This is a genomic window from Paraburkholderia sp. BR10936 (genome assembly GCF_040965735.1).
Taxonomy (GTDB): domain Bacteria; phylum Pseudomonadota; class Gammaproteobacteria; order Burkholderiales; family Burkholderiaceae; genus Paraburkholderia; species Paraburkholderia nodosa_A.
Map to the genome: position 1 here is coordinate 65,933 of NZ_JBFRCM010000014.1, position 25,146 is coordinate 91,078.

Here is a 25,146-nt window from a genome sequence, read left to right on the forward strand (position 1 = left end):
GCGCCAGGGCGCCGGTGTCCCACGCGGCGGGGCACATCAACGTGCGTTCGCTGACCGTGGAGGTCGGGCCGCCGCACGCGCGCTTCGCCGCACTCGACTCACTGAACGTCGAGATCGCACCCGGCGAGTTCGTGTGCGTGCTTGGGCCGTCCGGCTGCGGAAAGTCCACGCTGCTCGGCGCCATCGCGGGGCACGTCCCGTCCACGCAGGGCGAAATCGCCGTCGACGGTCTCGCGGTCGAGCGCCCGCATCCGGAGCGCGGCCTCGTATTCCAGCAGCACACGCTGTTTCCCTGGAAGCGTGTGATCGACAACGTGGCATTCGGCCTGAAGATGAAGGGCGTTGGCGCCAGTGAGCGTCGGCGCGAAGCGGCCGAACTGCTCGCGCTGGTGGGGCTCGCGGGATTCGAGTCGCACTATCCCGCGCAGCTGTCGGGCGGCATGCAGCAGCGTGTGGAAATCGCGCGCGTGCTGATCAACCGTCCGCGCATTTTGTTGATGGACGAGCCCTTCGGCGCACTCGACGCCCAAACGCGCCGCATGATGCAAACGCTTTTGCTCGACATCTGGACGCAGATACGCACGACCGTCGTGTTCGTCACGCACGACATCGACGAAGCGCTGTTTCTCGGCGACCGCATCCTGATGCTCTCGCAACGACCCGCGCGCCTCGTCGCCGATATCACAGTGCCGCTCGCGCGGCCGCGCAGCGACGAGAGCACGACCGAAGCCGGCTTCATCGACATCAAGCGCCGCTGCCTCGCGTTTCTGCGCGAAGCGGCGTAGTCCCTCAAGCGCCCACCAGATCACTGCCCTTCCCATGACCGTTTCCGCTCCCACCTTGCCGAACCCGCAGCACCCGAGCGCCGAAGCGAGCGCCCTGCTCGCGCGCCTCGCCGACGCCGATCCCGCCGTGCGCCGCATCGCGCTCTTCGAACTCGCCGATCTCGAAGATGAAGCGCTGCTGCCCGCGTTCGTGGCCACGCTGCGCGACGATCCCGCTCCAGACGTGCGCCGCGAAGCCGCCGCCGTGCTGGCCGCGTGGGAATACGACGACGTCGTCGAAGCGCTCTGCGCAGCATTGCTCGACACCGACGACGACGTGCGCGAAGCCGCGGCGCAAAGTCTTTCGGAATTGAAGGCGCAGTCGTCGGGCCACGTGCTGCGCCGGTGGGCCGCGCGGCCCGAACCGTTCGTGCGCCGCGCGGCGCTGCGCGGCCTGCGCGAACTCCGCTTTGCGGATGCCTTCGAGCCCGCGCTGCATGCGCTTGCGGACACTGAGGCCGACGTGCGGCTCGAGGCCGTCGCCGTGCTCGGCTGGCTCAAGGAGGAACGCGCGCTGAAGGCGCTCGCCGCGCTCGGCGCCGGCGACGCGCACCCCGACGTCCGCCGCGCCGCCGTTGGCGCGCTCGGCTTCGCATCGCCGGACGATCAGGCCACGCTCGACGCGCTGCTCACGGCGTTGCGCGACGACGCCTGGCAGGTGCGCGAAGAAGCCGCGACGACGCTCGGCAAGCTGCGTGCCGCAACGGCACTCGCACCGCTTGTCGAAGCGCTCGGTGACGCCTACTGGCAGGTCCGGCTGCGCGCGGCCCGCGCACTCGGACAGCTACGCGATGCGCAAGCGGCCACCGCCGTCGCCACGCTGCTCACGCATTCGATCAGCAACTTGCGCAAGGAAGCGGCGCTCACGCTCGGCGAACTGGGCACGCGCGAGTCTTTGCCCGCGCTGCAAAGCGCGCTGCAGGACCGCGATCCCGAGGTGCGCAAGGCCGTGCGCATCGCTATCGGCCAGATCGCGGGCGCAGCGCCATGAAAACGCCGCTCGAGGTTCGCAACGACGCCGTCGCGCGAGCGCTCACGCTCCGCTGGCCGGCAGGCGAGACACAACGTGTGAAGCACGCCCGGCTGCGCGCGGCGTGCCCGTGCGCAGCCTGCCGGCGCGTGCGGCTCGACGGCGCCGCGCCCGCGGCCGCTGCGGATGTGATGCTGATCGGCATCGAGCCGATGGGCTACGGCGTGCAGCTCGCGTTCAGCGACGGCCATGCACGCGGCATCTATCCATGGACCTACCTCGAGCAGCTTGGGCGCGGCGAAGACCGCTAGCTTGCGCCCTGAAGCTGGCAGCCACCCGCCTCGCTTCGATCTTCGATTAAAGAACGCTCGCATCGCGCCGATAAGCATGCCATGCCGTGCTCGTTTGACGGGCGCCCGATCCGTTGACAAAGAATCGAAGAAAAAGATGCGAAACAGAATGACCCGCCTGCTCGTCGGCACTTCCTTCACATCCGCTGCGCTATTGTCAGGTTGTGTTCAGTTCGTGCCGGTCAAGGATATGGCCAACGACAAGCCCGGCTATCTCGCGGCGCACTTTGCCGTGGATTCCTTGCCCACGAGCGTTCGCGAGAAAATGCCGGCACCGGGCACGCACGTGCTGCCCTTCAAGGTCTTGACGGTGCTCGGCAAGGTAACGGGCCATGTTGGCACGGTGGGGATCGAGCGCGACTTCAAGACTGTGCTGATCAACGCACAAGATACGGGCATGGTCCAGCAGGTGTATGAAAGCTCGGCGAATGGTGTGCCCGCCGCCGCAACGTTCAGCCTCTCTTACCTCAACATTTACAGCCTGAAAGAGGAAACGGCGAACTACGCGCAGACGGCGGCGTTCATCCCCTTCGTCGCGCACGACGCCGACAACAATCAGTTCGCGTTCAACGCGCCGCAGGAAGACGAAACCTATACCACGACGTTCAAGTTCGGCACGACGGTTCAGATCGTCAACTTCCGGGCGCTCACGTGGACCTGTCACACGAGCCGCTACTATCCGGCTTCCCAGTTCAATGCAGCGTTCACCGGCAAAGCGATCGACCTGGAGTGCGAACAGACGAAGGACGGTATCGTCCAGAACAAGACGCGTCGAACGTATCTGACTCAGTACGGCATCGGCCTGACCCGCTCGGTCGCCACCACTTCCGGCAAACTGGACTGGACCTATAGCGGCTTCGACAAGGACGGGCAACAAACGCTGACGCCGCACGGCCAGGCAGCGATCGAAAAACCGATTTGAAGTCGAGGCAGTGACGGCGCGCGCGATCGTCGGCCCCGCCCCTCGATTATTCGGACCGTTGAGAATCGATCGATGCGGTGAACACGCGGTTTCCCACGATTGTGGCCCTGAGTTCCAGCGCCTCGGATACCTGCTCCTGACAGCCAGCTACACTACGGGCGCAGAGGCGATTGCAACGCCTGCCAGACAACTGCGCAAACCACAGGAGGAGCACGCAAATGACGCTTTCGAAGAGAAAATTTGGGCGGACCGGCTGGAACGTGTCCGAGATCGGCTTTGGTGCATGGGCAATCGGCGGCTCGTGGGGAAGCGTCGGCGAAGACGACGCCAGAGCCGCGCTGAACGCCGCGCTCGATAACGGCGTCACGTTCATCGACACCGCCGACGTCTACGGCGACGGCCGCTCGGAGCGCATTATCCGGGACGTGCTGCGCGAACGCGGCGGCAAGCGCCCGATCGTGGCGACGAAACTCGGACGCCGGCTCGATCCGCATGTGACCAGCGGCTATCTGAACAAGCGCGAACTCGAAGGCTTCATCGACCGGAGTCTTTCGAACCTGGGTGTCGACACGCTCGACCTCGTGCAATTGCACTGCCCGCCGACGGAGGTCTACTACCGCCCCGAGGTATTCGACGCGATGGACAGCTTCGTCGCCGCCGGCAAAATCCGCTTTTACGGCGTTTCGGTCGAAAAGGTGGAGGAAGCGCTGAAGGCGATCGAATATCCCAATGTGGTCTCGGTGCAGATCATCTACAACATGTTCCGCCAACGGCCTGCCGCCCTGTTTTTCCGCGAGGCGCTAAAGAAGAATGTTGCGGTCATCGCGCGAGTGCCGCTCGCGAGCGGCATGCTCACCGGCAAATTGTCCGCGGATTCCGTTTTTGCGGCGGACGACCACCGTGCGTTCAATCGTCATGGCGAGGCATTCGACGTAGGCGAAACGTTCTCGGGCGTGCCGTACGACGTCGCCTTGAAGGCGGTCGATGAACTGCGCGGCCTGGTACCCGTGGACGCCTCGATGGCACAGCTCGCCCTGCGCTGGATACTCATGGAAGACGCTGTCTCCGTCATCATTCCGGGCAGCAAGAACGCGGCCCAGGCGGCGTCGAACGTCTCGGCGGCAAACCTCGCGCCGCTCTCCGACGCGGCGATGCAACGCGTGCGGGACGTTTACGAACACTATATAGCGCCGCACGTCCACCAGCGCTGGTAAAAGCCCTTGCGGTCGAGGCCGCAGGAATTTCTGCGCCCGCTTACCCGATTTTGCTCCGCCCCGATTGTTCGGCTGATCCTGCCAGTCAATTCGCGCCAGGCCGCTTTATCGCGGCGGCGCGGACCTTTAGATTCGCAATAGTCGCCGGCCGATGGCTTCATACAAGCCAGGACGCCGGTTCCATTCGATGCTGCGACATACGGTAAGGAGAACATGATGGGCAAACTTGCAGGCAAGGTGGCAGTCGTCACGGGCGCGTCGAAAGGCATTGGCGCTGCGATCGCCAAGGCCCTCGCGGCCGAAGGCGCTTCGGTGGTCGTGAACTACGCGAGCAGCAAGGCGGGCGCCGATGCGGTCGTGAGCGCGATTACGGCCGCGGGCGGCAAGGCGGTTTCCGTCGGCGGCGACGTGTCGAAGGCGTCCGACGCACAAGGCATCATCAGCACGGCCGTCGAAACTTACGGTCGCCTCGACATCCTTGTCAACAACTCGGGCGTCTACGAGTTCGCGCCAATCGAAGAGTTCACGGAGGCGCAATACCGCAAGCAGTTCGACATCAACGTGCTCGGCGTGCTGCTCACCACGCAGGCGGCCGTGAAGCATCTTGGCGAGGGTGCGAGCATCGTGAACGTGAGTTCGGTCGTGACGACGGTCACGCCACCGGGAACGGCTGTCTATAGCGGCACGAAGGGCGCGGTGGATGCGATCACGGGCGTGCTGGCACGCGAACTGGGACCGCGCAAGATCCGCGTGAATGCGATCAATCCAGGCATCATCGAGACAGAAGGCGCGCACGCGATCGGCGTCATCGGATCGGATTTCGAAAGCCAGACGGTCAGCCAGACGCCGCTCGGACGCATCGGTCAGCCGGACGATATCGCCTCGGCCGTCGTGTTCCTCGCATCGGACGACGCCAAATGGTTGACGGGCGAGCATATCGTCGCCAGCGGGGGCCTGCGCTAAGGCAGGTGGGTGAAACTGGCTGGCGCGAAAAAACGCGTGCGTGCTAATCTCCTGAAGATCGGTCGTGCCGCCCGGGTGGCGGCACGACCGGCAACGCTTCGGAAAGAGGAGTTTGGCCAAGCCGCCTCATGCGAGTTTCCGACCTTGTAGACAGCCGCACGATTCTGCGCAGCCGGCGGCGTTGGCTGTATTTCGGCGTGTTCTGGCTCGGCGCCATCGCGACGGGACTGGTCGCGGTCATGTATGCGCGGCTCGTCGACTTCGGTTACTCGCTCTTTGTGCAGATGACAGGCCACAACCGGTGGCTGCCACTCGTCATCACGCCGGCCATCGGTGCGTTCTGCGTATGGGCCACGCGCCGCTGGTTTCCGGGTTCGGAGGGCAGCGGCATCCCGCAAGTCATCGCAACGCTGCACGACGTGCGCAAATTCGGCCCGCGCCTGCTCACGCTGCGCATCCTGATCGGCAAGATCGCCCTGTCGTTTCTCGCCATTGTCGGCGGATTCACGATTGGCCGCGAAGGGCCGACCATCCACGTGGGCGCGGCGCTCATGTACAGCCTCCGGCGTTTCTACCCGGCGCGACTGCGCAGCATGTACGGCGTCGGCCTCGAATACAAGCTCGCGCTCGCTGGGTCCGCCGCGGGCCTTTCTGCCGCATTTAATGCACCGCTCGCGGGCGTGGTCTTCGCCATCGAGGAACTCACGCGCAGCTTCGAAGCACGAACGAGCGGCGTGATCATCACGGCGATCATCTTTTCCGGCGTCGTCTCACTCGCGCTGCAAGGCAACTATGTCTATTTCGGCACGATCGCCATCGGCAGTCATATGCCCGATCTGCTCGCGGTCGCCGTCATCCTCGTCGGCGTGATCACCGGCCTCGCAGGCGGTGTGTTTTGCTGGCTGCTGCTCAACACCGAACGATGGATGCCGGCCCGTTTGTTCGCTCTCCGAAAGGACAGGCCCGTAGCGTTCGGCGCGCTGTGCGGTTTGTTCATCGCCGTAATCGGCGTGGCGAGCGGCGGCCACCTGTTCGGCAGCGGCTATTCGGAAGCGCGCGGCATGCTCGAGGGTCATTCACAGCTCGGCGTCGCCTATCCCGTGCTGAAAATGGCCTCGATGGTGGGCTCGTACCTGCCGGGCACGCCGGGCGGCCTCTTTGCGCCGTCGCTGGCGATCGGCGCCGGCATCGGCAATGCACTGCACATGGTGTTCGCGCAGATGCAGCTGCCAATGCTGATCGCGCTCGGCATGGTCGGCTATCTGGCCGCCGTCACGCAGAGCCCGATCACGGCGTTCGTCATCGTCATCGAAATGATCGACGGGCACGCGCTCGTGATCTCGTTGATGGCAACGGCGCTCGTGTCGAGCCAGGTCTCGAAGCTGTTCGCGCCGCCACTGTACGAAGCCCTGGCGCAACGCTTCCTGAAGCAGTGACGCGCGCTCACGCGCGTCGATCCTCACGCGCCGTTACCAGCGCAGCAACCGCGGCCCCAGCCACGCGCCAATGCCGGCGGGCAGCAACATGCCGATCACATACCAGACGCTCCAGAACGCCGGGCTCATCTCCGGGCAATGGAGGCAATACGCAATGGTCGCGAGCGCGCTCGCAAAGAGCCCCGCTGCCGCGCCCGCTGCGCGCAGGCGGGTGGGCGCGAGACCGCGCACGGCCCAGAAGACGGCCACAAACGTGGGCACCGAAAGCAGCACGATATTGAACGGGCACGTGCGCCATGTGAGGCCCATCACGAGCGGTATGCGTTGCGCGGGCGCCGCGTCGCCCAGTGCGAGCCACGCGCCCGCCAGCACGGCGACGAACGGCAGCGCGACCAGCGCCCACGCATAGCCGCCGCGCCGGCCCGGCCGCCCGAGGCGGCTGACCGCGAGCGCGGCGGCGGCCGCGACACACAACGGGAACGCGAGCTTCGCCCAGAAGATCGGCGTGTGCATGACACTCATGAGATCGTGCCGCACGCCGAACACCACGCTCATCAGCACGACCGAGCCCGCAAAACCGAGCGCCAGCGCCCGCGCGAAGCGGCGCAGCACAGCTTTGCGGTCCACGCGCGCATCGCCGGCGGCGAGCAGGTTGATCAGATCGTCGGTTTTCATCGCGCTCCCCTGATGCGCGTGGCAAGCGCCTTCAAACCGCGATGAATGCCCACCTTGACCGCCGATTCGGAGAGCCCCGTGAGCTTCGCCGTCTCCACGACCGAAAGCCCTTCGAGCTTCACGTGGACGATAGGCAGGCGCTGCTTGTCGGGCAATTGCTCGAGCAGCTTGCCGATATCTCGGCGCGCCTGCGCGGGTTCGTCGTCGGGCGCGGCGAAGAGATCGGTGTGATCTTCGAGCGGATCGTTGAGCACGTCGCGGCGTGCGCGCGAGCGGAAAAAGTCCATCAGCTTGTAGCGGGCGATCGCGTGCACCCAGGCCGTGAGCGGTTCGTCGGGGCGCCATGTGTGACGCGCGTTGTGGACCGCCAGCAGGATCTCCTGTACGAGGTCCTCGACGTCGTCGCGCAACTGCGGGATGCGCCGGCGCAGGTAGCCGCGCAAATGGCGCGTGAGTTCCTCGAGGAAGTCGCGATACGCTTGCGCGTCGCCTTCCAGGCCGCTGACGAAAAGCGCTTTGAGACGGGTTTCCGCGGTGTGCAAAGGTCGTCCTGGATGATCGCGACGGTAGGTTAGCGGGCTTGTGGGCATGGCGCTCGCCTGGTCTTGCGAAGGAGAGCTTTCAAAATTATTACGAGCACCGCCATATTCGCGCCCGTTCGCGTGAGCGTAGCCGAACGCTTCGCGCCCCGCAACGGCATGCGCTGCCCCGGCGCGCGCGCCGGGCGTCGCCCCTTCCGTCATCGTCGCCCATGTGCTAGTCAAACCCACCTTGTGCCTCTTTCGCTTGGCGCGAGCGCGTGCGCCCGTTGCGGGTAGTTCGTTCGCCGCGCCAGTTGGGTTACAGCCTCGGCGACTTATTTTTAGCCGCCCCCCGGTCTCGCGTTTTTTTCCCGACGCGCTGTAACCGGCGCGCGCGCCACAGCGAATTCACTGTCAACTCTGCGCTAACGAGGAATCGCCATGCACACGTCGATCGGTGAACCGCCCGCACTCGAAGCCAGCGTGCGCCGCCCACGCGCCATCCAGCCGCTCTGGCTGCGCGTCACGCATTGGCTCAACGCGCTTGCGGCGCTCGTCATGATGTTCTCCGGCTGGCGCATTTACGATGCGTCTCCCGTGTTCGCGGGCTTCGTCATTCCCACCTCGATCACGCTCGGCGGCTGGCTCGGCGGCGCACTGCAATGGCATTTCGCGGCAATGTGGCTGCTGTTTTTCAACGGCCTCGTCTATCTCGCCATGAATCTCGCCACCGGCCGCTGGCGCACGAAGTTCTTCCCGCTGAGCCCGCGCGCCGTGCTGCACGATCTGCGCGCCGCGCTCATGGGCCGACTTTCTCACGCTGACCTAAGCCAGTACAACGCCGTGCAGAAACTCGCCTACCTGATTGCGATCGCCGATCTCGTCGTCCTCGTGCTGTCGGGCCTTGCAATCTGGAAGTCGGTGCAGTTTCCGCTGCTGCGCGAGTCGATGGGCGGATACGACCGCGCGCGCGTCGTGCACTTTTGCGCGATGTCCGTGCTTGCGGCGTTCGTGCTCGTTCACGTGACGATGGTCGCGCTCGTGCCGCGCTCGCTGCTCACCATGCTGCGCGGACGCTGAACGCGCCGCCCAATCCTGTTTGAATACCGTCCTTCGATATCGATAAGGATTCCCGATGAACACGACCGACCGCAAGATCATCGCAATCGACCGCGCAGCGATCCTTGCCGATGCACGGCGCGAACTCGACATGCCGTCACGGCGCCTGTTCGGCAAGCGCATGCTCACGCTCGGCGGCCTCTCGCTGCTGACAGGCTGCACGATCACCGACGACGCCTCGGTCAACACGTTCCTCACCGCCGTTTCCCGGCTCAACGATCGCGTGCAGGCATGGCTGTTCGACCCGACCGGGCTCGCACCCACGTACAGCGAAGCCCAGATCACGCGCCCCTTCCCCTTCAACGCGTTCTATAGCGAAAGCGAAGCGCCCGTGGTCGATGGCGACGACTATCGGCTCAGGCTCAGCGGGCTCGTCAAGGGCCAGCGCGTCTGGACGCTGCCCGAGTTGTACGCGCTGCCGCACGCCGAGCAGATCACACGGCACATCTGTGTCGAAGGCTGGAGCGCGATAGGCCGCTGGGGCGGCACGCCATTCGCGCATTTCCTGCGCCGGGTCGATGCGGATCTCACCGCGCAATACGTGGGCTTTCGCTGCGCCGACAACTACTACGAAAGCATCGACATGGCCACGGCGCTGCATCCGCAAACCTTGCTCGCTTTCGACTACGACGGCGAGCGCCTGCCGGCGAAATATGGCTATCCGATGAAGCTGCGCATGCCGACGAAGCTCGGCTACAAGAACCCCAAGCACATCGTCGAGATTTTCGTCACGAATACGTATCCAGGCGGCTACTGGGTCGACCAGGGCTACAACTGGTTCGGCGGTTCGTGACGTCTTCCGGCCGCCGCCTGATACGCCACTTCATGCGACGGTTCTGTTTCACTTCCGCCCGCAAAAGGGGCAACGTTTTTTTCCACCCAGCAAGGAGCAATGCAAATGAACACGATCCGATTCGCAGCCATCGCCATCTCGGCCGCCCTGTTGAGCATGAGCGCGGGAGCATTCGCGCAGGCAAGCGGCGCGATGTCGAACGACGCCATGTCGAAGGACTCGATGCAGAAGGACGCCATGGGCAAAGGCACCATGGCGCACGATACAATGAGCAAAGGCGGCGCGATGAGCCATGATCAGATGAAAAAGCCGATGAAGCCCGACGCCATGGGCATGGATCATCCGGCATCGGGCGCCATGGCGCACTGAACCGTCGTAACGCGCTCCCGGCATCGCTTGCCAGGAGCGCATCGCGTGCGCCCCAGCACAAGGCGCAAGCGATGCACGATTTCCGCGGGGCCGCACACCCTGCACTGGGAGTACGTGATGGGAAGCGAATGGCAACGCCGCCTGAAATTGTTCATTCAGCGCTTCTGGCAGCCAACCAGCGCATGCATGACCTGCATGCCGGGGAGCTGGGGCAACATCATGAGCCTGCCCCATTGGACCATTGCATTCAAAACAGGACTGTTCACCGGCGCGCTGGCGGTGCTTCTCACCTTCACGCCAGCAACGAAGTGGTACGCGAATCGCTATGGCAACGCGCTGCTGGTGGGCTGCCTGACCATCATCGGCGATGCCTACGCACACACGAGTCACTATCGCATTCATGTTCTCGAACACATTGCGACGGGGGTCGTCGCTGGCCTGATCGCGCTCGCAGCGTCGTATCTGTTTGACGAGCGAGCGCGCCGCATACGAACGCTATGGACGCGCCTGACCGGGTGATTCACGAGGCGAAGCGGGCTTCCGCATAGGCCATAGGTCCGATTGACTGCGCATCCACGCATGGCACCCTTCGACAAAGCCGTCCTTTGGCTCATCGAAGGGGAACCCAATGCGCGCCTGCCGATACGTGGTCCTTTGCGCTTTGCCATTCACGATCGTCGGCTGCAACACGCCGCCCATCCCACCGGGCAAGCCGGTCGATATTCCGACCGCCCTCGAGCAGGTCCTCACGGGCCTGTGCAATTTCAGGAAGGAACAGGCCGAGCGCAAGCAGGATATGGGCGTCGCAATCGACACGGTCACCGTGGAACTCGACTTGACCGTCGACGGCGCAAGGAATCCCCCTGTAGCGGTCGCGCCGGATATCCAGTTCATTCCCACGGTGAGCTATGGGCAGATCATCACGGCGAACCGCGGCAGCCGGCTTACGCTCACCCTGAAAGGCGCTGGCACGCACGGCGGCTGTGACGTCATGACATCGCCAAAGTAGCGGCTGTTCGTTTTCGCTATAGGACCATGGGCCCATAGCCAGATCGTGCGGTTGTGACATGATGGGAGGGCGCGTCACACTCGGCCCTGACACCATGCGCATTGTTCATACGTTGCTGATCATCCTGGCTTTCGGGACGAGTATTGCCAGCCGGCCGACAGGCTGCCTCGCTGCCCAGGGAACGCCTGCGCAAGCCGCGGCGTCACAGGCCGCGACGGCTGCACCAGCCAGTGCGCCATCGCCCCCTGCGGCCCCCACCCCCACCGCCACGCGCCGGCTCAACCTCGCCATCCAGCCGAAGTTCGGCGATTTCGATGCCATGCTCGACCGCAGGCTGATCCGCGTGCTCGTGCCATACAGCAGGACGCTCTATTTCAACGAGCTCGGTCATGAGCGCGGGCTGACCGCCGGGCTCATGCGCGACTTCGAGCGCTACCTGAACAAGACGTACCGGAGCAGCCTCGGCAAGCGTCCCTTGACGCTCGTGATCATCCCGACGACGCGCGACCAGCTCCTTCCCGCTCTGCTGGCCGGGAAAGGAGACATTGCCGCCGGCAATCTGACCGTCACCGAAACGCGGCTCAAGCAGGTCGACTTCGTCGCGCCGCGCGACCGCAAGCCGGTTCGCGAGCTGGTCGTCACCGGTCCGAAGTCGCCCGCGCTCACCAAACTCGACGACCTGAGCGGCAAGACCGTGCACGTGCGTGCGAGCAGCAGCTACTTCGAGAGTCTGACCGCCCTGAACGCGCGCTTCAAAAAAGAAGGCAAACCGCCGATAAAGCTGGTATTGCTGCCCGATGCGCTCGAGGACGAGGACGCCATGGAGATGCTCAATGTCGGGCTGGTCCAGATTCTCGTCGTCGACGACTGGAAGGCGAAATTCTGGGCGCAGGTGCTGCCGGGCATCGTGGTGCATGACGACATGGCCGTGCGTGACGCCGGCTATATTGGCTGGGCGATCCGCAAGCAGAGTCCGAAACTCCAGCAGGCCATCACCGACTTCTACGTTGGCTACGTGAAAAAGCAGAGCGTGGCGGAAGTGCGTCTGCAGCAGGAACTGCAGCGCGTCAAGCAGATCACCAGCAATACGGAGGACGCCGAACTGAAGCGCTTCACGCAAACGGTCGGTCTCTTCGAGAAGTACGGCGCGCAATATCGCTTCGATCCATTGATGCTTGCCGCGCAAGGGTTCCAGGAATCGCAGCTCGACCAGAGCGCCCGCAGCCACGTTGGCGCGATCGGCATCATGCAGCTCATGCCGGCGACCGGCAAGGAGCTGGCCGTCGGTGACATCCGCGTGACAGAATCGAACATCCACGCCGGCGCGAAATACCTGGACCTCCTGATGTCCCGCTACTTCCCGGATGCGCACTTTTCCGACTCGGACCGCGCCCTGTTCGCGTTTGCGAGCTACAACGCGGGTCCGGCCAGGATCGCGAAGATGCGCAAGGAGGCGGCCGCCCGAGGGCTCTCGCCCGACAAGTGGTTCAACAACGTCGAGATCGTGGTCGGCGAGAAGATCGGGATCGAGACGACCACTTACGTGCGCAATATCTACAAGTACTACGCCGCCTACCGGCTCGTACAACAAGCGCAGGCGGCACGCGAACGCGCCATCGGGCAGGCGCGCAAGCAGGGCTGAGGCAGACTTACGCGTCAGGCGTCCAGCACCGCGAGATGAATCTCGCGACTTCATCCAGCGCATACCGCGCACTCGACAGCTCGTGCGTGGATCGCTGGAACACGTGGTGCAGTCCTTCGTAGATTTCCAGTCGCACCGTTGCGCCCTGCTCCGCTGCAGCCGCCGCGTAACGTCGCGCGTCGTCGAATAGCAACTCGTCCGTGCCCACCTGGAGCGCGATGGGCGGCAGGCGCCCGGGAATGGCATGCAGCGGCGACGCGCGTCCATCCGTGGGATCGCCAGCCCCAAGATACGCTGCGGCGGCATTGGCGAGCACCGGCCGCGTCAGAACGGCATCCCGGGTCGCATCGCTCATGAACGACGGCCCTGTCAACGCCAGATCGACCCACGGCGAGAAAGCGGCCACGCTCGCAATGTTCAACGTGCGCGGTTCCTCCACACCCAGAGCCGCCAGTGCAAGGGCGCCGCCCGCGGAGTCGCCGACCAGCGAGACTTCGCGTATGCCGCCGTTCGCCAGCCATCGCAGGGCGGCGAGCACGGCATCGTGCGCCGCGGGAAACGGATGCTCGGGCGCAAGCGGATAGTCGAGCACGAAGGTATCGACACCGGCGCGCACCGCGATCTGGCTCGCGAAACCGCGATAGCCCGATGCAGAGCCGAGCACAAAGGCCCCGCCGTGCAGGAACAGGATCGCGCGATGGGCAGGCGCGGCGCGCGGCCGAATCCACCACCCTGTTGCGTCCGCGTTCGCGATGCTCTCCATGCCGACGCCGTCCGCGACCGGCGTCTGCGCGGTCATGGCGTCGTACGCCTCGCGCATCGTTCCTTCGAATTCGTCGAAAAGCCGCTGCGTGCGCTCGATCGAGGCCCTCGCCGCCTCGCGGTCGTCTTCGCTCAGGCTGTGCCGCACTTCGGTCAGGTTTGTGCGTTGTCCGATGCTCATCATGGCTCCTTCGTTGCGTGAATGCGTTGTCGATGGGCATGACGATATCGATTCCACTCAGGGCATGGAATACGGTCAGATGGAATAGAATCCATTCCAGTCAGGAAGTTTTGGGGAAGGGAAAATGGACCGGCTCGACGCGCTCAAACTTTTCATTCGCATCGTCGAAAGCGGGAGTTTCGCCGCGGCGGCCCGCGACATCGGCGTGGGTCAACCTGCGGTCAGCAAGCAGATCGCGTCGCTCGAGCGTCATCTCGGCGCGCAACTGGTGCGGCGCACGTCGCGCAGCATGACGCTCACCGAGACCGGTCAAACGGTCTATGAAGCGGGCTTGCGCATCATTGGCGACGTCGCCGATCTCGAGTCCTCCGTCGGGCACGGCCAGCTGTCTCCGAGCGGGCTGATCCGCGTCACCGTGCCACCGGTCTTTGGCCGGCTGTATGTCGTGCCGCACCTGCCGGTGTTTTTCTCCCGCTATCCGCAGGTGCACGTGGACCTTTCCGCAACGGAGCGAGTCGTCAATCTCGTCGAGGAAGGTTTCGATCTTTCGGTCAAAAGCGGACCGCTTGCCGATTCCTCAATGATTTCGAGGCATCTGGCCTCGAGTCCGGTCGTTGTCGTCGCGACACCGCAATACCTCGAAAAGCATGGGCGCCCGGAACGGCCACAAGAGATCGAACGGCATGCCTGTGTGGTTTTCGCGCCCCTGCACGAGCCGCGGGCATGGCGTTTCGGCAACGTCGAAGGGCCGGGCCTGCAGGTTCCGTCCGGCAATTTCCGCACCGGCGACGCGGAGCAGATTCGCGCTGCCGTTCTGGCCCATATGGGCCTGGTTCAGGCGCCGGCCTGGCTCTTCGCAGCGGAGATCGCGAGCGGCGAGGTCGTCAGCGTGCTGGAAGATTTCGCGCCGCCGCCGTTGCCCGTCCACGGCGTGCATCCATCGGGCAGGCGGCTGCCGAACAAGACTCGCGTGTTTCTCGACTTCGTTGCCGAAATCCTCGCGGCTGCTCCGCGGCCGGCTTTCGTTGCGGCCTGATGGCTTTGCGCCTGTGCGGAACGGTGCTTGCTGCGATAAGTGGGTCACTCATTAAGGAGAGCCAAAATGCCCGAGAAGAAAACGATCGAGCGTGCGCGCGCAGACAAGCGCGCAGGCAAATCTGCAAGTACCCAGGCCGGCGAGTTCGTGAAGGAGGAGTTCGATCGCGTTCGCGAAGGCAAGCATGGCGTGCGTTCCGCGAAGCAGGCTGTCGCGATCGGCCTCTCGAAGGCGCGGCGCGCCGGTGTGGACCTGAAACCGCCGGCGCCAGGCAAAACCAGCGAGGCGACGCGCAAGAAGGCCGCAAAGGATAGCGCGGCGGGCCGCGGCGAGAAAACGGGCCGCGCGAGCACGGAATCGAAGGCCAAACGCTCGCGCACGACGACGCAAGTGCTCAAGGGCGAGAGCCGGGAGGGCGCATCGCCACAAGCCGCGTCGAAACAGGCGAAGACCGCGGCGGCGCGCCGCCCCGCGGCCAGCCGGTCGGCGGCCGCGAAAAAGGCTGCGCAGACGAAGGGCGCAGCGGGCCGTTCCGCCGCGGCAAAAAAGGCGGCGAAGACACGCGCCGCGCGGGCGCAGCACACCCGCCACTAGCGGTAGCGCGGGGTTATGAGACTATCTTCCTCATCGCCCCGCACGCGCGTGCTGCACAATCGCCGATGTCCTCACCCGCTCTGCTGCTCGAACAGATCCTTCGCGACGTCCCACGCCGCTATCGCTTGCCGCAAGAGCCCGCGGCTTCGGCGCTGCCGCTTCGTCACGCCAATCCGGCGACGGCTCTCGCACGCGTCATCGAACAGGCGCGTGAAGCCATCGCACATGGCGGAGCACCCGACGCGACGCTGAAGCCGCGTTTCATCGACGCGCTCGCGGCCATGATCACGGAGGCGATGCACGCCGATTCCGGAGACCGGGCATTTCAGGCGATGGTGCTGCGGCACCGCGCGCCCCACGTACGCGAATTTGCCTCGCTTTCGGCCCAGGCCGATCAGGACCGCCGGCAGATCCATGCTGCGGTCAATGCGATCGCGCATCCAGCCAAACAGCAGCGCGCCCTCGAGGCCTGGCAGCGCGAAGCGCTTGCGCGGCTGCATGCGTCCGCGGCATTGGCGCACCACGAGGCCCATTACGCGGGACTCCATGAAACCGCGCGAGACCTTCTCGCTTCGCCGGAGCTTGCGAAGGGCTCGGCTTTCGAACCCGCGCTGGCCGATCTGCAGAACAGTCCGGCACTGGCGCGCTTGTGCCGGCTCGAAGCCCTGGCGCCCGACCCACTCGTGCAGCAATACGTATCATTGCTGGATGCGTATGGTCCGCGGCCGGGTACGCCGGCGGCCGTGGCGCAAGGCCGGGCGTCGCAGCGACGCGGCGCGGCTGTCGAAGCGCTGGCCATCCAAGCCCTCGAATCTCTGGCTCAAAGGCTCAACGCGGCGCAGGAGAACCCGCACGCGTACCGTGTCGTGAGTTCGATGCGCGTCCCGGCCTCGATACCGGGTTCGCACGAGCGCGCCAAAACGGAATGGGACGTGGTCCTGCTCGAGCGGCTGCATGCGAAGACCTTCGATATCGTGCCCGTCTGGAACGTGCGCCTGCTCGTCGAAGCGAAGGCATCCGTCGAATCCGCAACGACCGACCTGCCGCGGCTCATGCGCGGTTTGCGCCTGCTCACGCACGCTGAAGAAAACGTCGTGTATACGTTCGAGACCCAGCAGGGGCCAGTGCGACTGCACGGCGCCTCGCTACGCGCGCAAGGCTTCGACGAGTGCGGCTTGCTGAACGCCGTGCTCTATTGCTGCGACGCGCCCGCCAACGGCGTTTCGCGAATGCTCAACGCCGCGAGCCGTATGCAGCTTTTGTCCGCACCGGCGAGCCTCGAATACGCCAGCGCCCAGTGGGACGGGCGCCATGCGGATCCGGAAATACTGGCTGCTGTCTGGCAGCACCTCACGCAATCGTCGCGCTGGCATGCCGTGCTCGACCAGTATTCGATGCTGCGTCTCGTGCGCGAATTGATGGTGCACCCCGATGACCTGATGGCCACGATTCGCGATGCAACGGGGTGCTCGCCGGGGTGTTCACAGTACACAGCGAACGAACGGCCTTGTTGACGTGCGCGTGCGTGCGTTCGAGAGAGGCGCGCTGACGCCTCAATGCTCCGTGCTTGCGCGCGCCGCCGCGGGGCACGCCGGATCCTTGCCCCAATGCCCGTCGCACACGCGCCAACGGCAAAGCTGATCTTCGAAGAAGCCCTGTTCTCCGCACGCCTTGACTTGCTGCGCGAGCGTGAGCTTGCCAGCCGCCGGCTTCGACGCGTGCGCGGACGCGTCCTTGCCATCGCCCGGCTTGGTGCGGGCAACGAGCACGGCTAGCAGATCGACATCGGAATCGTCCTTCTGGCCGCCTGGCCGCGCATCGTGTCGCTTCTTCGCCAGCGTTTCACCCTTGGCGCTCCCTGCATGCGCGGCGCTTTTCGCTTCGTGGCGGGCTTCGGCGCCCTTGGCCGGATGCTTGTGATTCGCGTCTACGGACGCGCTCGCCTGCGGCGCCGCACCGCCCGCTGGTGCGCTCGCTCCGGCATCGCGCGCGCCATTGGCCAACGCACGCGAAAGCCGGCCATCGTCGGGTACCGTTGCGGACGCAACGGCGTCAGGTGCGGGCTTCGCGTTGTCGGCAGTTTCGTCGTCGCTCACGATCGTGGCGGCGTGCGAAGCCGACGCCGTATCATGCGCGCTCGCCGCGTTCGCGACGGTTGGCGCTGCCCCTGCAGGGGCAGCTATCGGTGCAACGGCGGTGGCAGCCGCCTGCGTCCCGGCGTTCGCTGGTGCGCTGCGCTCGGCCACGTGCCAGGCGCCGAAACCGGCGGCGCCGATCAGAGCCAGCGCCCCGACCAGCATCGGCGTGCGCGAACGCCGACCTGTACCAGGCGGCGCGGCCGGCGGCACGACGCGGCCCTCGAGATTCGCGAGGATGCGCGAGCCGCCCGGTTGTGCGCCCGGGACGCTGGCTGGCGTGTCGGCGAGGAGGCTGGGGGCAGCCTTGGGGGTAGAGTTGTCCGGCGCACTCATTCACTGTCTCGTTGGAATCGTGCTCATTGTGCTCATTGAATTGAGCCTGTTTCACCGCAATAATACGAGGCGGCCCAACTTCGGGCAGCGCTGATTCTAAAATCAAGCATTACAAAAAACAATTGCCACTCCGCGGGTTCGCTTTTGGTCGCCATTGCTCTCGTCGCCTATTTTGCCATTGCCGTACCACTGGCCGCACTCTTGCTGCTGCCCGCCGTACGCGCATCGCTTTTCAGCACGTTATTCGAATTGCATAATTTAATTATGCGTCGCGCTTCAGCAAGCGCCACTCACGCCCGTAGTCAGTTCTTTAAGTCGGCAAAAATTTCTCATTCGAGAATGGCCGATATGAAAAATATACTCATCAGGCGGCGCTTGCTGATTTTCATTACCGCAGGTATTCTTGCGACGCCGCCGCTCATTGCCATTACATTGCGCGGTCATCAGTTATTTCAATACGATGACACGCCCCGGGTGCCGGACGAAAAAATCGCTGCCTTGCTGAACGGCGAGCAGCTGGTTCCACCGCCGCCGCTGCCTCCCGAGGTATTCGCCACGAAGGAGGTCGAGCAGGTGCGGCCCGCGCTGCACGACGCAAGCCGCGACTGGAATCTGCTGGATGCGGATTTCCGCACGCGGCTATTGCTCGTCTACAAGATCATGCGCGAGCAATACGGTTATGAAATGGCACTACTGGAAGGTTACCGCAGCCCCGAGCGGCAAAACAGGCTTGCGCAAATGGGCGGTAATGTGACAAACGCGGCAGCTTTCCAAAGCTATCACCAATATGGACTCGCGGCCGATAACGCATTTCTGCGTGACGGCAAGCTCGTCATTTCAGAAAAAGATCCCTGGGCGATGCGGGGTTATCAGTTATACGGCCAGGTGGCCGAGCAGGTTGGCCTGACCTGGGGCGGGCGCTGGAAATTGATGGACCTGGGCCACGTCGAATATCACAAACCCGGCTTCGTTCTGGGTCGCGCGCCGGCAATTGTTAAATGAGGCGCAGCGGGAAATAAATGGGGAGTTTTATGGGGCGTTCATTCATTCTGCCGGGCGGCAAAACCTCTTGCTGCGTGACGACACCGCACACCACGACAAACAGCACCCAAGGCACCAGGACCTGAACGGCTTATGCAACGCTTCTTCAACGTGTTGACAAACACGCGCACGCTCTCTGTCGTCGGCGTGATCGCGCTCGCGGCCGCATTGTTCATCGCGGCCGATGCACTGCAAATCAGCCCGGTCTGGCCCGCTGCCGTGCTCGGCGCGCTGTTCGCGATCTGGCTCGTGTTCTGGCTCTGGCGCCGCGCGCGCGTGCGGCGCGCGAACCGCAAGCTCGGCGACATGCTGGAGCAGCAGGCGCAGACCGATAACGGGGAGCCCGCACCCGCCCCTGCCAGGCAGGCGGAGCTGGATGTGCTGCGCACGCGGCTCGTCGACGCCGTAAAAACCATCAAGTCCTCGAAGATCGGCCAGCTTTCGGGCGGCTCGGCGCTGTATGAGTTGCCGTGGTACATCGTCATCGGCAATCCTGCAGCCGGCAAGAGCAGCGCCGTGCTGAACTCGGGCTTGCAATTCCCCTTCGCCGACAAGCACGACGCCGTGGTGCACGGCATTGGCGGCACGCGCAACTGCGACTGGTTCTTCACGACCGAAGGCATCCTGCTCGACACAGCGGGCCGCTATTCGGTCCACGAGGAAGACCGCAGCGAATGGCTCGGCTTTCTCGGCCTCCTCAAGCGCCATCGTCCGAAGGCGCCGATCAACGGCATCATCGTCACCGCGAGCATCGCGGAACTCACGGGCAACCGCCCCGAGTTCGCCATCAACCTCGCGAAGAATCTGCGCCAGCGCGTGCAGGAACTGACCGAAAAGCTCGAAGTGTTTGCGCCCGTGTACGTGATGTTCACGAAGGCCGACCTGATTACCGGCTTCACCGAATTCTTCAGCAGCAACGACCGCCAGGAGTACGACCGCGTGTGGGGCGCTACCCTGCCCTACGAGCCGGATGAGAAGCGCGATATCGTCGCGCTGTTCGACGAGCGCTTCGAAGAGCTTTACGAAGGCCTCAAGGAAATCAGCATCGCGCAGATGTCGCTCAGCCGCGGCAAGCAGCTCTCGCCTGGGCAACTGAGCTTCCCGCTCGAATTCTCGGCGATCAAGCCGGCGTTGCGCGCGTTCCTCGCTACGCTGTTCGAGAACAACCCTTTCCAGTACAAGCCGATCTTCCGCGGCTTCTATTTCACGAGCGCGCTGCAGGAAGGCGAAACCAGCAGCGCCGCCGCGCAGCGCATTGCCAACCGTTTCGTGCTCTCCGCCGAGGGGCTGCCCAAGCCGCATAGCGCGTTTTCCAAAAACGGCTTCTTCCTGCGGGATCTCTTCTCGAAAGTGATCTTCGCGGACCGGCAAACCGTGAAGCAGTTCGCGAGCCCTGCCAAGACGCGCATGCGCTACGCCACGTTCTTCGGCTTCGTCGCGGTGCTCGCGCTCGCGCTGGGCGGCTGGACGTGGTCGACCATCGGCAACCAGCAGCTCGTGGCGAACGTGCAGGCCGATCTCGACAACGTCGAGCGCATGCAGCAGAACCGCAACGACCTGCAGTCGCGCCTGCAGGCCATGGACATTCTCGAAGACCGCATCGAGCAACTCGAGCAGTTCCGTCGCGACCGCCCGCTCGCCGTTTCGCTCGGACTCTACCAGGGCGACCGGCTCGAACAGCATCTGCTCGAAGAGTATTACAGCGGCGTACGGCAGATCATGCTGACGCCCGTCTCGCAGAATCTCGCCTCGTTTCTCAAGGACGTGGACGCGCATCCCGAACTGCTCGCGCCGATGTCGCATACGCCCGATTCGGGTGCGATTCCCGTCTCGGCGCACACGGCAATGGCGGCCGGCAGCCAGGGCGGCCTCTATAGCGCCGCCTCGCCCACGAGCGTCGAAGACGCGTACAACGCGCTCAAGACCTACCTGATGCTCTCCGACAAGCGTCACGTCGAGGCCGCGCACCTGACCGACCAGATCGCGCGCTTCTGGCGTGGCTGGCTCGAAACGAATCGCGGCAACATGCCTCGCGACGAGATGATCAAGAGTGCCGAGCGCATGATCACGTTCTACCTCGCGCGCGTCTCCGACGACGACTGGCCGATGATCGACGCGAACCTGGCGCTCGTCGACCAGACGCGAGAAAACCTGCGCCACGTGGTGCGCGGCATGCCGGCGCGTCAGCGCGTGTACGAGGAGATCAAGGCGCGCGCCTCCACGCGTTTCGCGCCCATGACGGTTGCGCGCATCGTCGGCGACACGAATACCTCGCTGATTGCGGGCAGTTACGCGATTTCCGGCACCTTCACGCGCGAGGCGTGGTTCCAGTACGTGCAGCCTGCGATCCGCGACGCCGCAACGAAGGAACTGCAAGCGAAGGACTGGGTGCTCAACACCTCGGCGCAAGACGATCTCACGCTCGAAGGCAGCCCCGAGCAGATCCAGAAGGCGCTGGTGTCGATGTACAAGACCGAGTATGCGCAGAACTGGCAGAAGTTCATGCAGGGCATTGCCGTGCAGGACTTCGGCACGTTCGGCCAGGCCGTCGATGCGATGAATCGCCTGGGCGACCCGCAGGATTCGCCGATCCGCAAGATCCTCGAAACCGCGTACGACCAGACCTCGTGGGATAACCCATCGCTCGCGAGCGTGAGCATCAAGCGCGCGGAAAGCGGCGTGACGGGATGGGTCAGGCAATGGTTCTCGCGCATGTCGGGCAACACTGCCACGGCCAATCTCGACCTCAACGGCAATCCGGTCGAGCCTTCGATGGGTCCGATCGGCCAGGCATTCGCGGGGCTGGGCCGCATGGTCGTGACGCACGACAACGCGTCGCTGCTCGGCGGCTACATGGACTCGCTCTCGAAGGTGCGCACGCGTCTTAACGTCATCAAGAATCAGGGCGACCCGGGACCGGGCGCGCGCCAGCTCATGCAGCAAACGCTGGACGGCAACGGCTCCGAACTTTCCGATTCGCTCAAGTTCGTCGACGAGCAGATGCTCACGGGCTTGACCGACGCGCAGAAGAAGGCGCTGCGCCCGCTGCTCGTGCGCCCGCTCATGCAGGCCTACGCCGTGGTGATCCAGCCTGCGACCGTGGAAGTGAACAAGGTTTGGAATGCGCAGGTGTACCAACCGTTCCAGGCCTCGCTCGCGAACAAGTACCCGTTTGCGGGGAGCGCGAAGATCGAGGCCGGCGCGAGCGAAATCGCCCAGATGTTCGGGCCGGACGGTGCGATTTCGAAGTTCGTCGGCACCACGCTCGGGCCACTCGCCGTGCGCCGCGGCGACACGCTCTCCGCACGCACCTGGGGCGACATGGGCCTCACGCTCACGCCCGACTTCACGACCGGCTTCGCGCGCTGGGTGGCGCCGCTTGCGGGCGGCGCGGCGGGCGCGGGACAAGGCTCGGCCGAGCCGCAGACCGTGTTCCAGATCCTGCCGCAGCCTTCGAGCGGCACGACCGAGTACACGATCGCGATCGACGGCCAGCAACTGCGCTACCGCAACACGCCGCCGCAGTGGACGAACTTCGTCTGGCCCAATCCTCAGGGCGCGCCGGGCGCGACGCTCTCGGCCACCACGTTCGACGGTCGCACGATTCAGTTCGTCAACGAGCCGGGACGTTACGGCCTGGAGAAGCTCATCAACTCGGCACAGCGCACGCGCCATCCGGACGGCACGTTCGACCTGACGTGGACGCAAGGCAGCGTGACCGTATCGGTGAGCATGCGCATCGTCAGCACCTCGCAGCCCACGGCTGCGAGCAGTAACGCGCCGCAGCAGCAAGGTTTGAGCGGCGTGCAACTGCCCTCTTCGATCGCAAGCGTCGGGACAGTGAACAGTGCGGCTGCCAACCCTGCGGCCGGCGCGAGCGCGTCGCCCGCCGCCGTGGCCGCGGCGGCCCCCACTCAGACAGGAGGAACCGCGCAATGACGCAGTCCGTTCAGGCGCAGATCGCGTACTTCGGCAAGATTCCGTCGCGCGGCGACTTCGTCAAGAGTGCTCACAATCCGCAGCTGCTGCAGACACTGGACCGCTGGATCGCACAGGCGATGGAACTGCTCGCCGACGATCCGCGGTGGAAGATCGTCTATGCCGAAGCGCAGCCCATGCACTTCGCGTTTCTCGGCTCGCAGAGCAAACTCGCGATCGCCGGGCACATGGTGGCGAGCCAGGACCAGTCGTCGCGGCGCTTTCCGTTTCTCGCGGCCACCGCGCTCGAAGTCGAGCAGCCGCTCGCCTTTCTCGCGCGCAGCCCGCTCGCCTTCGCGCGGCTGTGGTCGCGTGCCGCGCAGCAGATGCAGCCGCTCCTTGGCACGAGCGAACCGGCGGGCGCGCTGCATGCGCTCGGCGAAACCCAGGTTCCCGTGGATGTGGGCGGCGTGGGCAACCCGCACGACGGCACCTTCAACGACTTCGTCGAACACCAGACGCTCGAAGGCCTCGAGCGGATGCTGCTCGCGAGCGGCCACCCCGTGCGCCTGCGCGGCGCGATGCTCGCGCTCGGCTCGCTGCTGCGACCAGTGATGACGAGCGGCTCCTCGCATCTGGAGCGCGGCCTCACGCTGCCGCTGCCGGTCGACCCGTTCTACCGCAGCCTCGTGGCCGCATTCTGGCTGGAGCTGATCGCGCCGTTCGTTTCGAAGGCGGACTTTGAACTCGCTATCTTCATCGGCACCATCGCGCAGCGCGAGCGGCTCATCGTCGGCTTCAACGGCGCATCGGCCCGGACCCTGCACAGCGTGGTTGATCCGCAAACCTACGCCGCCCACAACATCGATATCGACGATCCCGAATGGATCGACGGTCACGCACAAAGCGACCATGGCATCAGCAAACTCGTCAGCTACCTCGATCAGCCGCAACTGTCGCTGCGTCTTGCGATCGACACGTTCCAGGAAGCGTTCGTTGGGGAGGCTGGGCATGCTCGGCGCGGATAAACAGGCGCGCGTTCCTGTGCGTACGGCGATGGCTGCGGCGCTCGCGGCTGGCGTGTTGGGATTCGCTGGCTCGAACGCGTGGGCCGACGATGCGAGCCCTGCTCGCGTCACGCCCGTGAACAACAGCGGCGCGCAGGTCAGCACGACTGAGCTTCCTGCGGCGAACCCGGCCGCCTCTACGGCTGATACTGTTCCCCGCTCGACCGCCACGTCCACGCCCGCGCCTGTCGATACGGCGCCCGGCCAGGTCGTGGCAGGCGGCAAGGTGCCCGACGAAGCCACGCATGCGGCTGTGCTCGCTCGTCTGCGCGAGACCTATGGCGCGGCGAACGTCGTGGATCAGATTGAAGTGGGCGACGTAGCGACGCCGCCCAACTGGTCGGATAACGTGCAGAAGCTGCTCAACGCGCAGCTCAAACAGATCCATAAAGGACAGCTGAAGATCGACGGCACGCAAATCGACGTGCGCGGCGAGGTGGGCAACGAGGCCACGCGCCAGCAGATCGCGAGCGACATGGCCACCGCGCTCAATCCGACCTATACGATCCGCAATGGGTTGCGTGTGAGCGCGTCCGAGCAGGGGCTGCTCGACCAGACGCTCGCGAATCGCACGATCGAATTCGAAACGGGCAGTGCGACGCTCACGCCGCAAGGCCGGGCGATTCTTGATCAGATGGCGGCCGTGCTTGCGAAGATGAATACGCGTACTGTGGCGATCATCGGGCATACGGACAACTCGGGTAATCGCACTTCAAACATTGCGCTGAGCCAGGCGCGTGCCGATGCTGTTAAAGGGTATCTCGTCGGCAAGGGGATCTCGCCGCAACAGATGACGGCGACTGGTGTGGGTCCTGACCAGCCGATTGCTTCGAACGATACGAGTGATGGGCGGGCAAGGAATCGGCGGATTGAGTTTCGGGCGGGGTTGTAGGGGGAATGGCCCTCGGGCCTATCATCACAACCACAGATCACTTCAGGCGGAAAGCGTTCCCGTGGTTTGCGATGCCACAAGCTTCGGCTGGGGTTGACAGTGGCACTGACACAGGTCGCCTTCTAGAGCGACCTGTTTTCCCATTACCGTCAGCGTGTGCGGAGTTCCATCCGACACGATGACACCTTGGGTATTGCAGGTGTGGCACATGACCGGTGCTCCGATATAGGCCATCGGCCTCCCGGAAAACGAAGACCCCTCGATGCCATCCATAACGACGCCGTTTTGATCGGTCTTGTCGTCTTTCAGTATGAATTTGCGAGTCATATTTGCTCCCTGAGATTTTTCTCTGATCCGACTTTAGTGGCGCTCGCCAC

At 64.6% G+C, this 25,146-nt stretch carries 25 protein-coding genes; 20 read left to right on the plus strand and 5 right to left on the minus strand.

Annotated elements, in window-relative coordinates:
- Positions 1-14: 14 nt before the first annotated feature.
- The 7 genes from AB4Y36_RS26550 to AB4Y36_RS26580 all read left to right on the plus strand — a co-directional run bounded on the left by AB4Y36_RS26550 (position 15) and on the right by AB4Y36_RS26580 (position 6,679).
- A complete protein-coding gene (locus tag AB4Y36_RS26550) occupies positions 15-785 on the plus strand; it encodes an ABC transporter ATP-binding protein (RefSeq protein ID WP_368684663.1) in 771 nt (256 codons plus the stop codon).
- 34 nt (positions 786-819) lie between these two features.
- Positions 820-1,815: a HEAT repeat domain-containing protein gene (locus AB4Y36_RS26555; RefSeq protein WP_368684577.1), complete on the plus strand. Its 996-nt coding sequence runs from the start codon at positions 820-822 to the stop codon at positions 1,813-1,815.
- Positions 1,812-2,105, plus strand: a complete 294-nt coding sequence (locus AB4Y36_RS26560; protein WP_342948825.1) for a gamma-butyrobetaine hydroxylase-like domain-containing protein — start codon at positions 1,812-1,814, stop codon at positions 2,103-2,105. The genes AB4Y36_RS26555 and AB4Y36_RS26560 overlap by 4 nt, the downstream gene beginning before the upstream one ends.
- Positions 2,106-2,253: 148 nt before the next feature.
- Positions 2,254-3,066 (plus strand): hypothetical protein, encoded by an 813-nt coding sequence (locus tag AB4Y36_RS26565; RefSeq protein WP_368684578.1) that lies wholly within the window; start codon positions 2,254-2,256, stop codon positions 3,064-3,066.
- 218 nt (positions 3,067-3,284) lie between these two features.
- Positions 3,285-4,280: an aldo/keto reductase gene (locus AB4Y36_RS26570; protein ID WP_069266600.1), complete on the plus strand. Its 996-nt coding sequence runs from the start codon at positions 3,285-3,287 to the stop codon at positions 4,278-4,280.
- A gap of 216 nt (positions 4,281-4,496) precedes the next feature.
- Complete coding sequence (locus AB4Y36_RS26575) at positions 4,497-5,243, plus strand: glucose 1-dehydrogenase (RefSeq protein WP_069266601.1); 747 nt, start codon at positions 4,497-4,499, stop codon at positions 5,241-5,243.
- A 128-nt stretch (positions 5,244-5,371) separates the two neighbouring features.
- On the plus strand, positions 5,372-6,679 hold the full coding sequence (locus AB4Y36_RS26580; RefSeq protein ID WP_368684579.1) for a chloride channel protein: 1,308 nt from the start codon (positions 5,372-5,374) through the stop codon (positions 6,677-6,679).
- A 33-nt stretch (positions 6,680-6,712) separates the two neighbouring features.
- Here AB4Y36_RS26580 and AB4Y36_RS26585 read toward each other — a convergent pair whose 3' ends face one another.
- Together AB4Y36_RS26585 and AB4Y36_RS26590 are read right to left on the minus strand one after the other, a co-directional pair.
- Positions 6,713-7,354 (minus strand): DUF1109 domain-containing protein, encoded by a 642-nt coding sequence (locus tag AB4Y36_RS26585; protein WP_069266603.1) that lies wholly within the window; start codon positions 7,352-7,354, stop codon positions 6,713-6,715.
- A complete protein-coding gene (locus AB4Y36_RS26590) occupies positions 7,351-7,896 on the minus strand; it encodes a sigma-70 family RNA polymerase sigma factor (protein WP_069266604.1) in 546 nt (181 codons plus the stop codon). Before AB4Y36_RS26590 ends, AB4Y36_RS26585 begins: the two co-directional genes overlap by 4 nt.
- A 420-nt stretch (positions 7,897-8,316) precedes the next feature.
- Between AB4Y36_RS26590 and AB4Y36_RS26595 the strand changes: the two genes are divergently transcribed.
- The 6 genes from AB4Y36_RS26595 to AB4Y36_RS26620 all read left to right on the plus strand — a co-directional run bounded on the left by AB4Y36_RS26595 (position 8,317) and on the right by AB4Y36_RS26620 (position 12,807).
- Complete coding sequence (locus AB4Y36_RS26595; protein ID WP_368618883.1) at positions 8,317-8,955, plus strand: cytochrome b/b6 domain-containing protein; 639 nt, start codon at positions 8,317-8,319, stop codon at positions 8,953-8,955.
- Between the two features lie 55 nt (positions 8,956-9,010).
- Positions 9,011-9,787 carry a molybdopterin-dependent oxidoreductase gene (locus AB4Y36_RS26600; protein ID WP_069266606.1) on the plus strand — a complete coding sequence of 259 codons (777 nt, stop codon included), beginning with the start codon at positions 9,011-9,013 and terminating at the stop codon, positions 9,785-9,787.
- A 105-nt stretch (positions 9,788-9,892) separates the two neighbouring features.
- The gene (locus AB4Y36_RS26605; RefSeq protein ID WP_368604406.1) at positions 9,893-10,156 is read left to right on the plus strand and encodes a pentapeptide MXKDX repeat protein; all 264 of its coding nucleotides are present in this window, start codon (positions 9,893-9,895) and stop codon (positions 10,154-10,156) included.
- Positions 10,157-10,273: 117 nt separating this feature from the next.
- The gene (locus tag AB4Y36_RS26610) at positions 10,274-10,675 is read left to right on the plus strand and encodes a hypothetical protein (protein WP_069266716.1); all 402 of its coding nucleotides are present in this window, start codon (positions 10,274-10,276) and stop codon (positions 10,673-10,675) included.
- A gap of 109 nt (positions 10,676-10,784) precedes the next feature.
- Positions 10,785-11,165, plus strand: a complete 381-nt coding sequence (locus tag AB4Y36_RS26615) for a hypothetical protein (RefSeq protein ID WP_069266608.1) — start codon at positions 10,785-10,787, stop codon at positions 11,163-11,165.
- 94 nt (positions 11,166-11,259) lie between these two features.
- Positions 11,260-12,807 carry a transporter substrate-binding domain-containing protein gene (locus AB4Y36_RS26620; RefSeq protein WP_368684580.1) on the plus strand — a complete coding sequence of 516 codons (1,548 nt, stop codon included), beginning with the start codon at positions 11,260-11,262 and terminating at the stop codon, positions 12,805-12,807.
- Between the two features lie 7 nt (positions 12,808-12,814).
- Here AB4Y36_RS26620 and AB4Y36_RS26625 read toward each other — a convergent pair whose 3' ends face one another.
- Positions 12,815-13,750: an alpha/beta hydrolase gene (locus AB4Y36_RS26625; protein WP_368684581.1), complete on the minus strand. Its 936-nt coding sequence runs from the start codon at positions 13,748-13,750 to the stop codon at positions 12,815-12,817.
- 124 nt (positions 13,751-13,874) lie between these two features.
- Here AB4Y36_RS26625 and AB4Y36_RS26630 point away from each other — a divergent pair, with 124 nt between their 5' ends.
- The 3 genes from AB4Y36_RS26630 to AB4Y36_RS26640 all read left to right on the plus strand — a co-directional run bounded on the left by AB4Y36_RS26630 (position 13,875) and on the right by AB4Y36_RS26640 (position 16,894).
- On the plus strand, positions 13,875-14,786 hold the full coding sequence (locus AB4Y36_RS26630; RefSeq protein WP_368684582.1) for a LysR substrate-binding domain-containing protein: 912 nt from the start codon (positions 13,875-13,877) through the stop codon (positions 14,784-14,786).
- A 66-nt stretch (positions 14,787-14,852) separates the two neighbouring features.
- Positions 14,853-15,380 carry a DUF6496 domain-containing protein gene (locus tag AB4Y36_RS26635; protein ID WP_069266612.1) on the plus strand — a complete coding sequence of 176 codons (528 nt, stop codon included), beginning with the start codon at positions 14,853-14,855 and terminating at the stop codon, positions 15,378-15,380.
- 65 nt (positions 15,381-15,445) lie between these two features.
- Positions 15,446-16,894, plus strand: coding sequence for a 3-deoxy-D-arabino-heptulosonate 7-phosphate synthase (locus AB4Y36_RS26640; protein ID WP_368684583.1), 1,449 nt, complete (start codon positions 15,446-15,448; stop codon positions 16,892-16,894).
- 39 nt (positions 16,895-16,933) lie between these two features.
- Here AB4Y36_RS26640 and AB4Y36_RS26645 read toward each other — a convergent pair whose 3' ends face one another.
- On the minus strand, positions 16,934-17,851 hold the full coding sequence (locus AB4Y36_RS26645; RefSeq protein ID WP_368604411.1) for a hypothetical protein: 918 nt from the start codon (positions 17,849-17,851) through the stop codon (positions 16,934-16,936).
- Positions 17,852-17,995: 144 nt separating this feature from the next.
- Between AB4Y36_RS26645 and AB4Y36_RS26650 the strand changes: the two genes are divergently transcribed.
- From AB4Y36_RS26650 to AB4Y36_RS26665, 4 genes are all read left to right on the plus strand, one after another.
- Positions 17,996-18,853 carry a M15 family metallopeptidase gene (locus AB4Y36_RS26650; protein ID WP_069266615.1) on the plus strand — a complete coding sequence of 286 codons (858 nt, stop codon included), beginning with the start codon at positions 17,996-17,998 and terminating at the stop codon, positions 18,851-18,853.
- Between the two features lie 132 nt (positions 18,854-18,985).
- Positions 18,986-22,831 carry a type VI secretion system membrane subunit TssM gene (gene tssM, locus AB4Y36_RS26655; protein ID WP_368684584.1) on the plus strand — a complete coding sequence of 1,282 codons (3,846 nt, stop codon included), beginning with the start codon at positions 18,986-18,988 and terminating at the stop codon, positions 22,829-22,831.
- Positions 22,828-23,838 carry a type VI secretion system-associated protein TagF gene (tagF, locus tag AB4Y36_RS26660; protein WP_342948813.1) on the plus strand — a complete coding sequence of 337 codons (1,011 nt, stop codon included), beginning with the start codon at positions 22,828-22,830 and terminating at the stop codon, positions 23,836-23,838. The genes tssM and tagF overlap by 4 nt, the downstream gene beginning before the upstream one ends.
- A 28-nt stretch (positions 23,839-23,866) precedes the next feature.
- Entirely contained in the window at positions 23,867-24,769 is a 903-nt protein-coding gene (locus tag AB4Y36_RS26665) for an OmpA family protein (protein ID WP_368684664.1), read from the plus strand.
- A gap of 42 nt (positions 24,770-24,811) precedes the next feature.
- On the opposite strand, the gene AB4Y36_RS26670 is transcribed toward AB4Y36_RS26665, so the two are convergent.
- Positions 24,812-25,096: a PAAR domain-containing protein gene (locus tag AB4Y36_RS26670; RefSeq protein ID WP_368604413.1), complete on the minus strand. Its 285-nt coding sequence runs from the start codon at positions 25,094-25,096 to the stop codon at positions 24,812-24,814.
- Between the last annotated feature and the right edge of the window lie 50 nt (positions 25,097-25,146).

Coding starts and splice junctions, on each gene's coding strand:
- AB4Y36_RS26555 (WP_368684577.1), top strand. CDS start 820: ATGACCGTTTCCGCTCCCACCTTGCCGAACCCGCAGCACCCGAGCGCC.
- AB4Y36_RS26560 (WP_342948825.1), top strand. CDS start 1,812: ATGAAAACGCCGCTCGAGGTTCGCAACGACGCCGTCGCGCGAGCGCTC.
- AB4Y36_RS26565 (WP_368684578.1), top strand. CDS start 2,254: ATGACCCGCCTGCTCGTCGGCACTTCCTTCACATCCGCTGCGCTATTG.
- AB4Y36_RS26570 (WP_069266600.1), top strand. CDS start 3,285: ATGACGCTTTCGAAGAGAAAATTTGGGCGGACCGGCTGGAACGTGTCC.
- AB4Y36_RS26575 (WP_069266601.1), top strand. CDS start 4,497: ATGGGCAAACTTGCAGGCAAGGTGGCAGTCGTCACGGGCGCGTCGAAA.
- AB4Y36_RS26580 (WP_368684579.1), top strand. CDS start 5,372: ATGCGAGTTTCCGACCTTGTAGACAGCCGCACGATTCTGCGCAGCCGG.
- AB4Y36_RS26585 (WP_069266603.1), bottom strand. CDS start 7,354: ATGAAAACCGACGATCTGATCAACCTGCTCGCCGCCGGCGATGCGCGC.
- AB4Y36_RS26595 (WP_368618883.1), top strand. CDS start 8,317: ATGCACACGTCGATCGGTGAACCGCCCGCACTCGAAGCCAGCGTGCGC.
- AB4Y36_RS26600 (WP_069266606.1), top strand. CDS start 9,011: ATGAACACGACCGACCGCAAGATCATCGCAATCGACCGCGCAGCGATC.
- AB4Y36_RS26605 (WP_368604406.1), top strand. CDS start 9,893: ATGAACACGATCCGATTCGCAGCCATCGCCATCTCGGCCGCCCTGTTG.
- AB4Y36_RS26610 (WP_069266716.1), top strand. CDS start 10,274: ATGGGAAGCGAATGGCAACGCCGCCTGAAATTGTTCATTCAGCGCTTC.
- AB4Y36_RS26615 (WP_069266608.1), top strand. CDS start 10,785: ATGCGCGCCTGCCGATACGTGGTCCTTTGCGCTTTGCCATTCACGATC.
- AB4Y36_RS26620 (WP_368684580.1), top strand. CDS start 11,260: ATGCGCATTGTTCATACGTTGCTGATCATCCTGGCTTTCGGGACGAGT.
- AB4Y36_RS26625 (WP_368684581.1), bottom strand. CDS start 13,750: ATGAGCATCGGACAACGCACAAACCTGACCGAAGTGCGGCACAGCCTG.
- AB4Y36_RS26630 (WP_368684582.1), top strand. CDS start 13,875: ATGGACCGGCTCGACGCGCTCAAACTTTTCATTCGCATCGTCGAAAGC.
- AB4Y36_RS26635 (WP_069266612.1), top strand. CDS start 14,853: ATGCCCGAGAAGAAAACGATCGAGCGTGCGCGCGCAGACAAGCGCGCA.
- AB4Y36_RS26640 (WP_368684583.1), top strand. CDS start 15,446: ATGTCCTCACCCGCTCTGCTGCTCGAACAGATCCTTCGCGACGTCCCA.
- AB4Y36_RS26645 (WP_368604411.1), bottom strand. CDS start 17,851: ATGAGTGCGCCGGACAACTCTACCCCCAAGGCTGCCCCCAGCCTCCTC.
- tssM (WP_368684584.1), top strand. CDS start 18,986: ATGCAACGCTTCTTCAACGTGTTGACAAACACGCGCACGCTCTCTGTC.
- tagF (WP_342948813.1), top strand. CDS start 22,828: ATGACGCAGTCCGTTCAGGCGCAGATCGCGTACTTCGGCAAGATTCCG.
- AB4Y36_RS26665 (WP_368684664.1), top strand. CDS start 23,867: ATGGCTGCGGCGCTCGCGGCTGGCGTGTTGGGATTCGCTGGCTCGAAC.
- AB4Y36_RS26670 (WP_368604413.1), bottom strand. CDS start 25,096: ATGACTCGCAAATTCATACTGAAAGACGACAAGACCGATCAAAACGGC.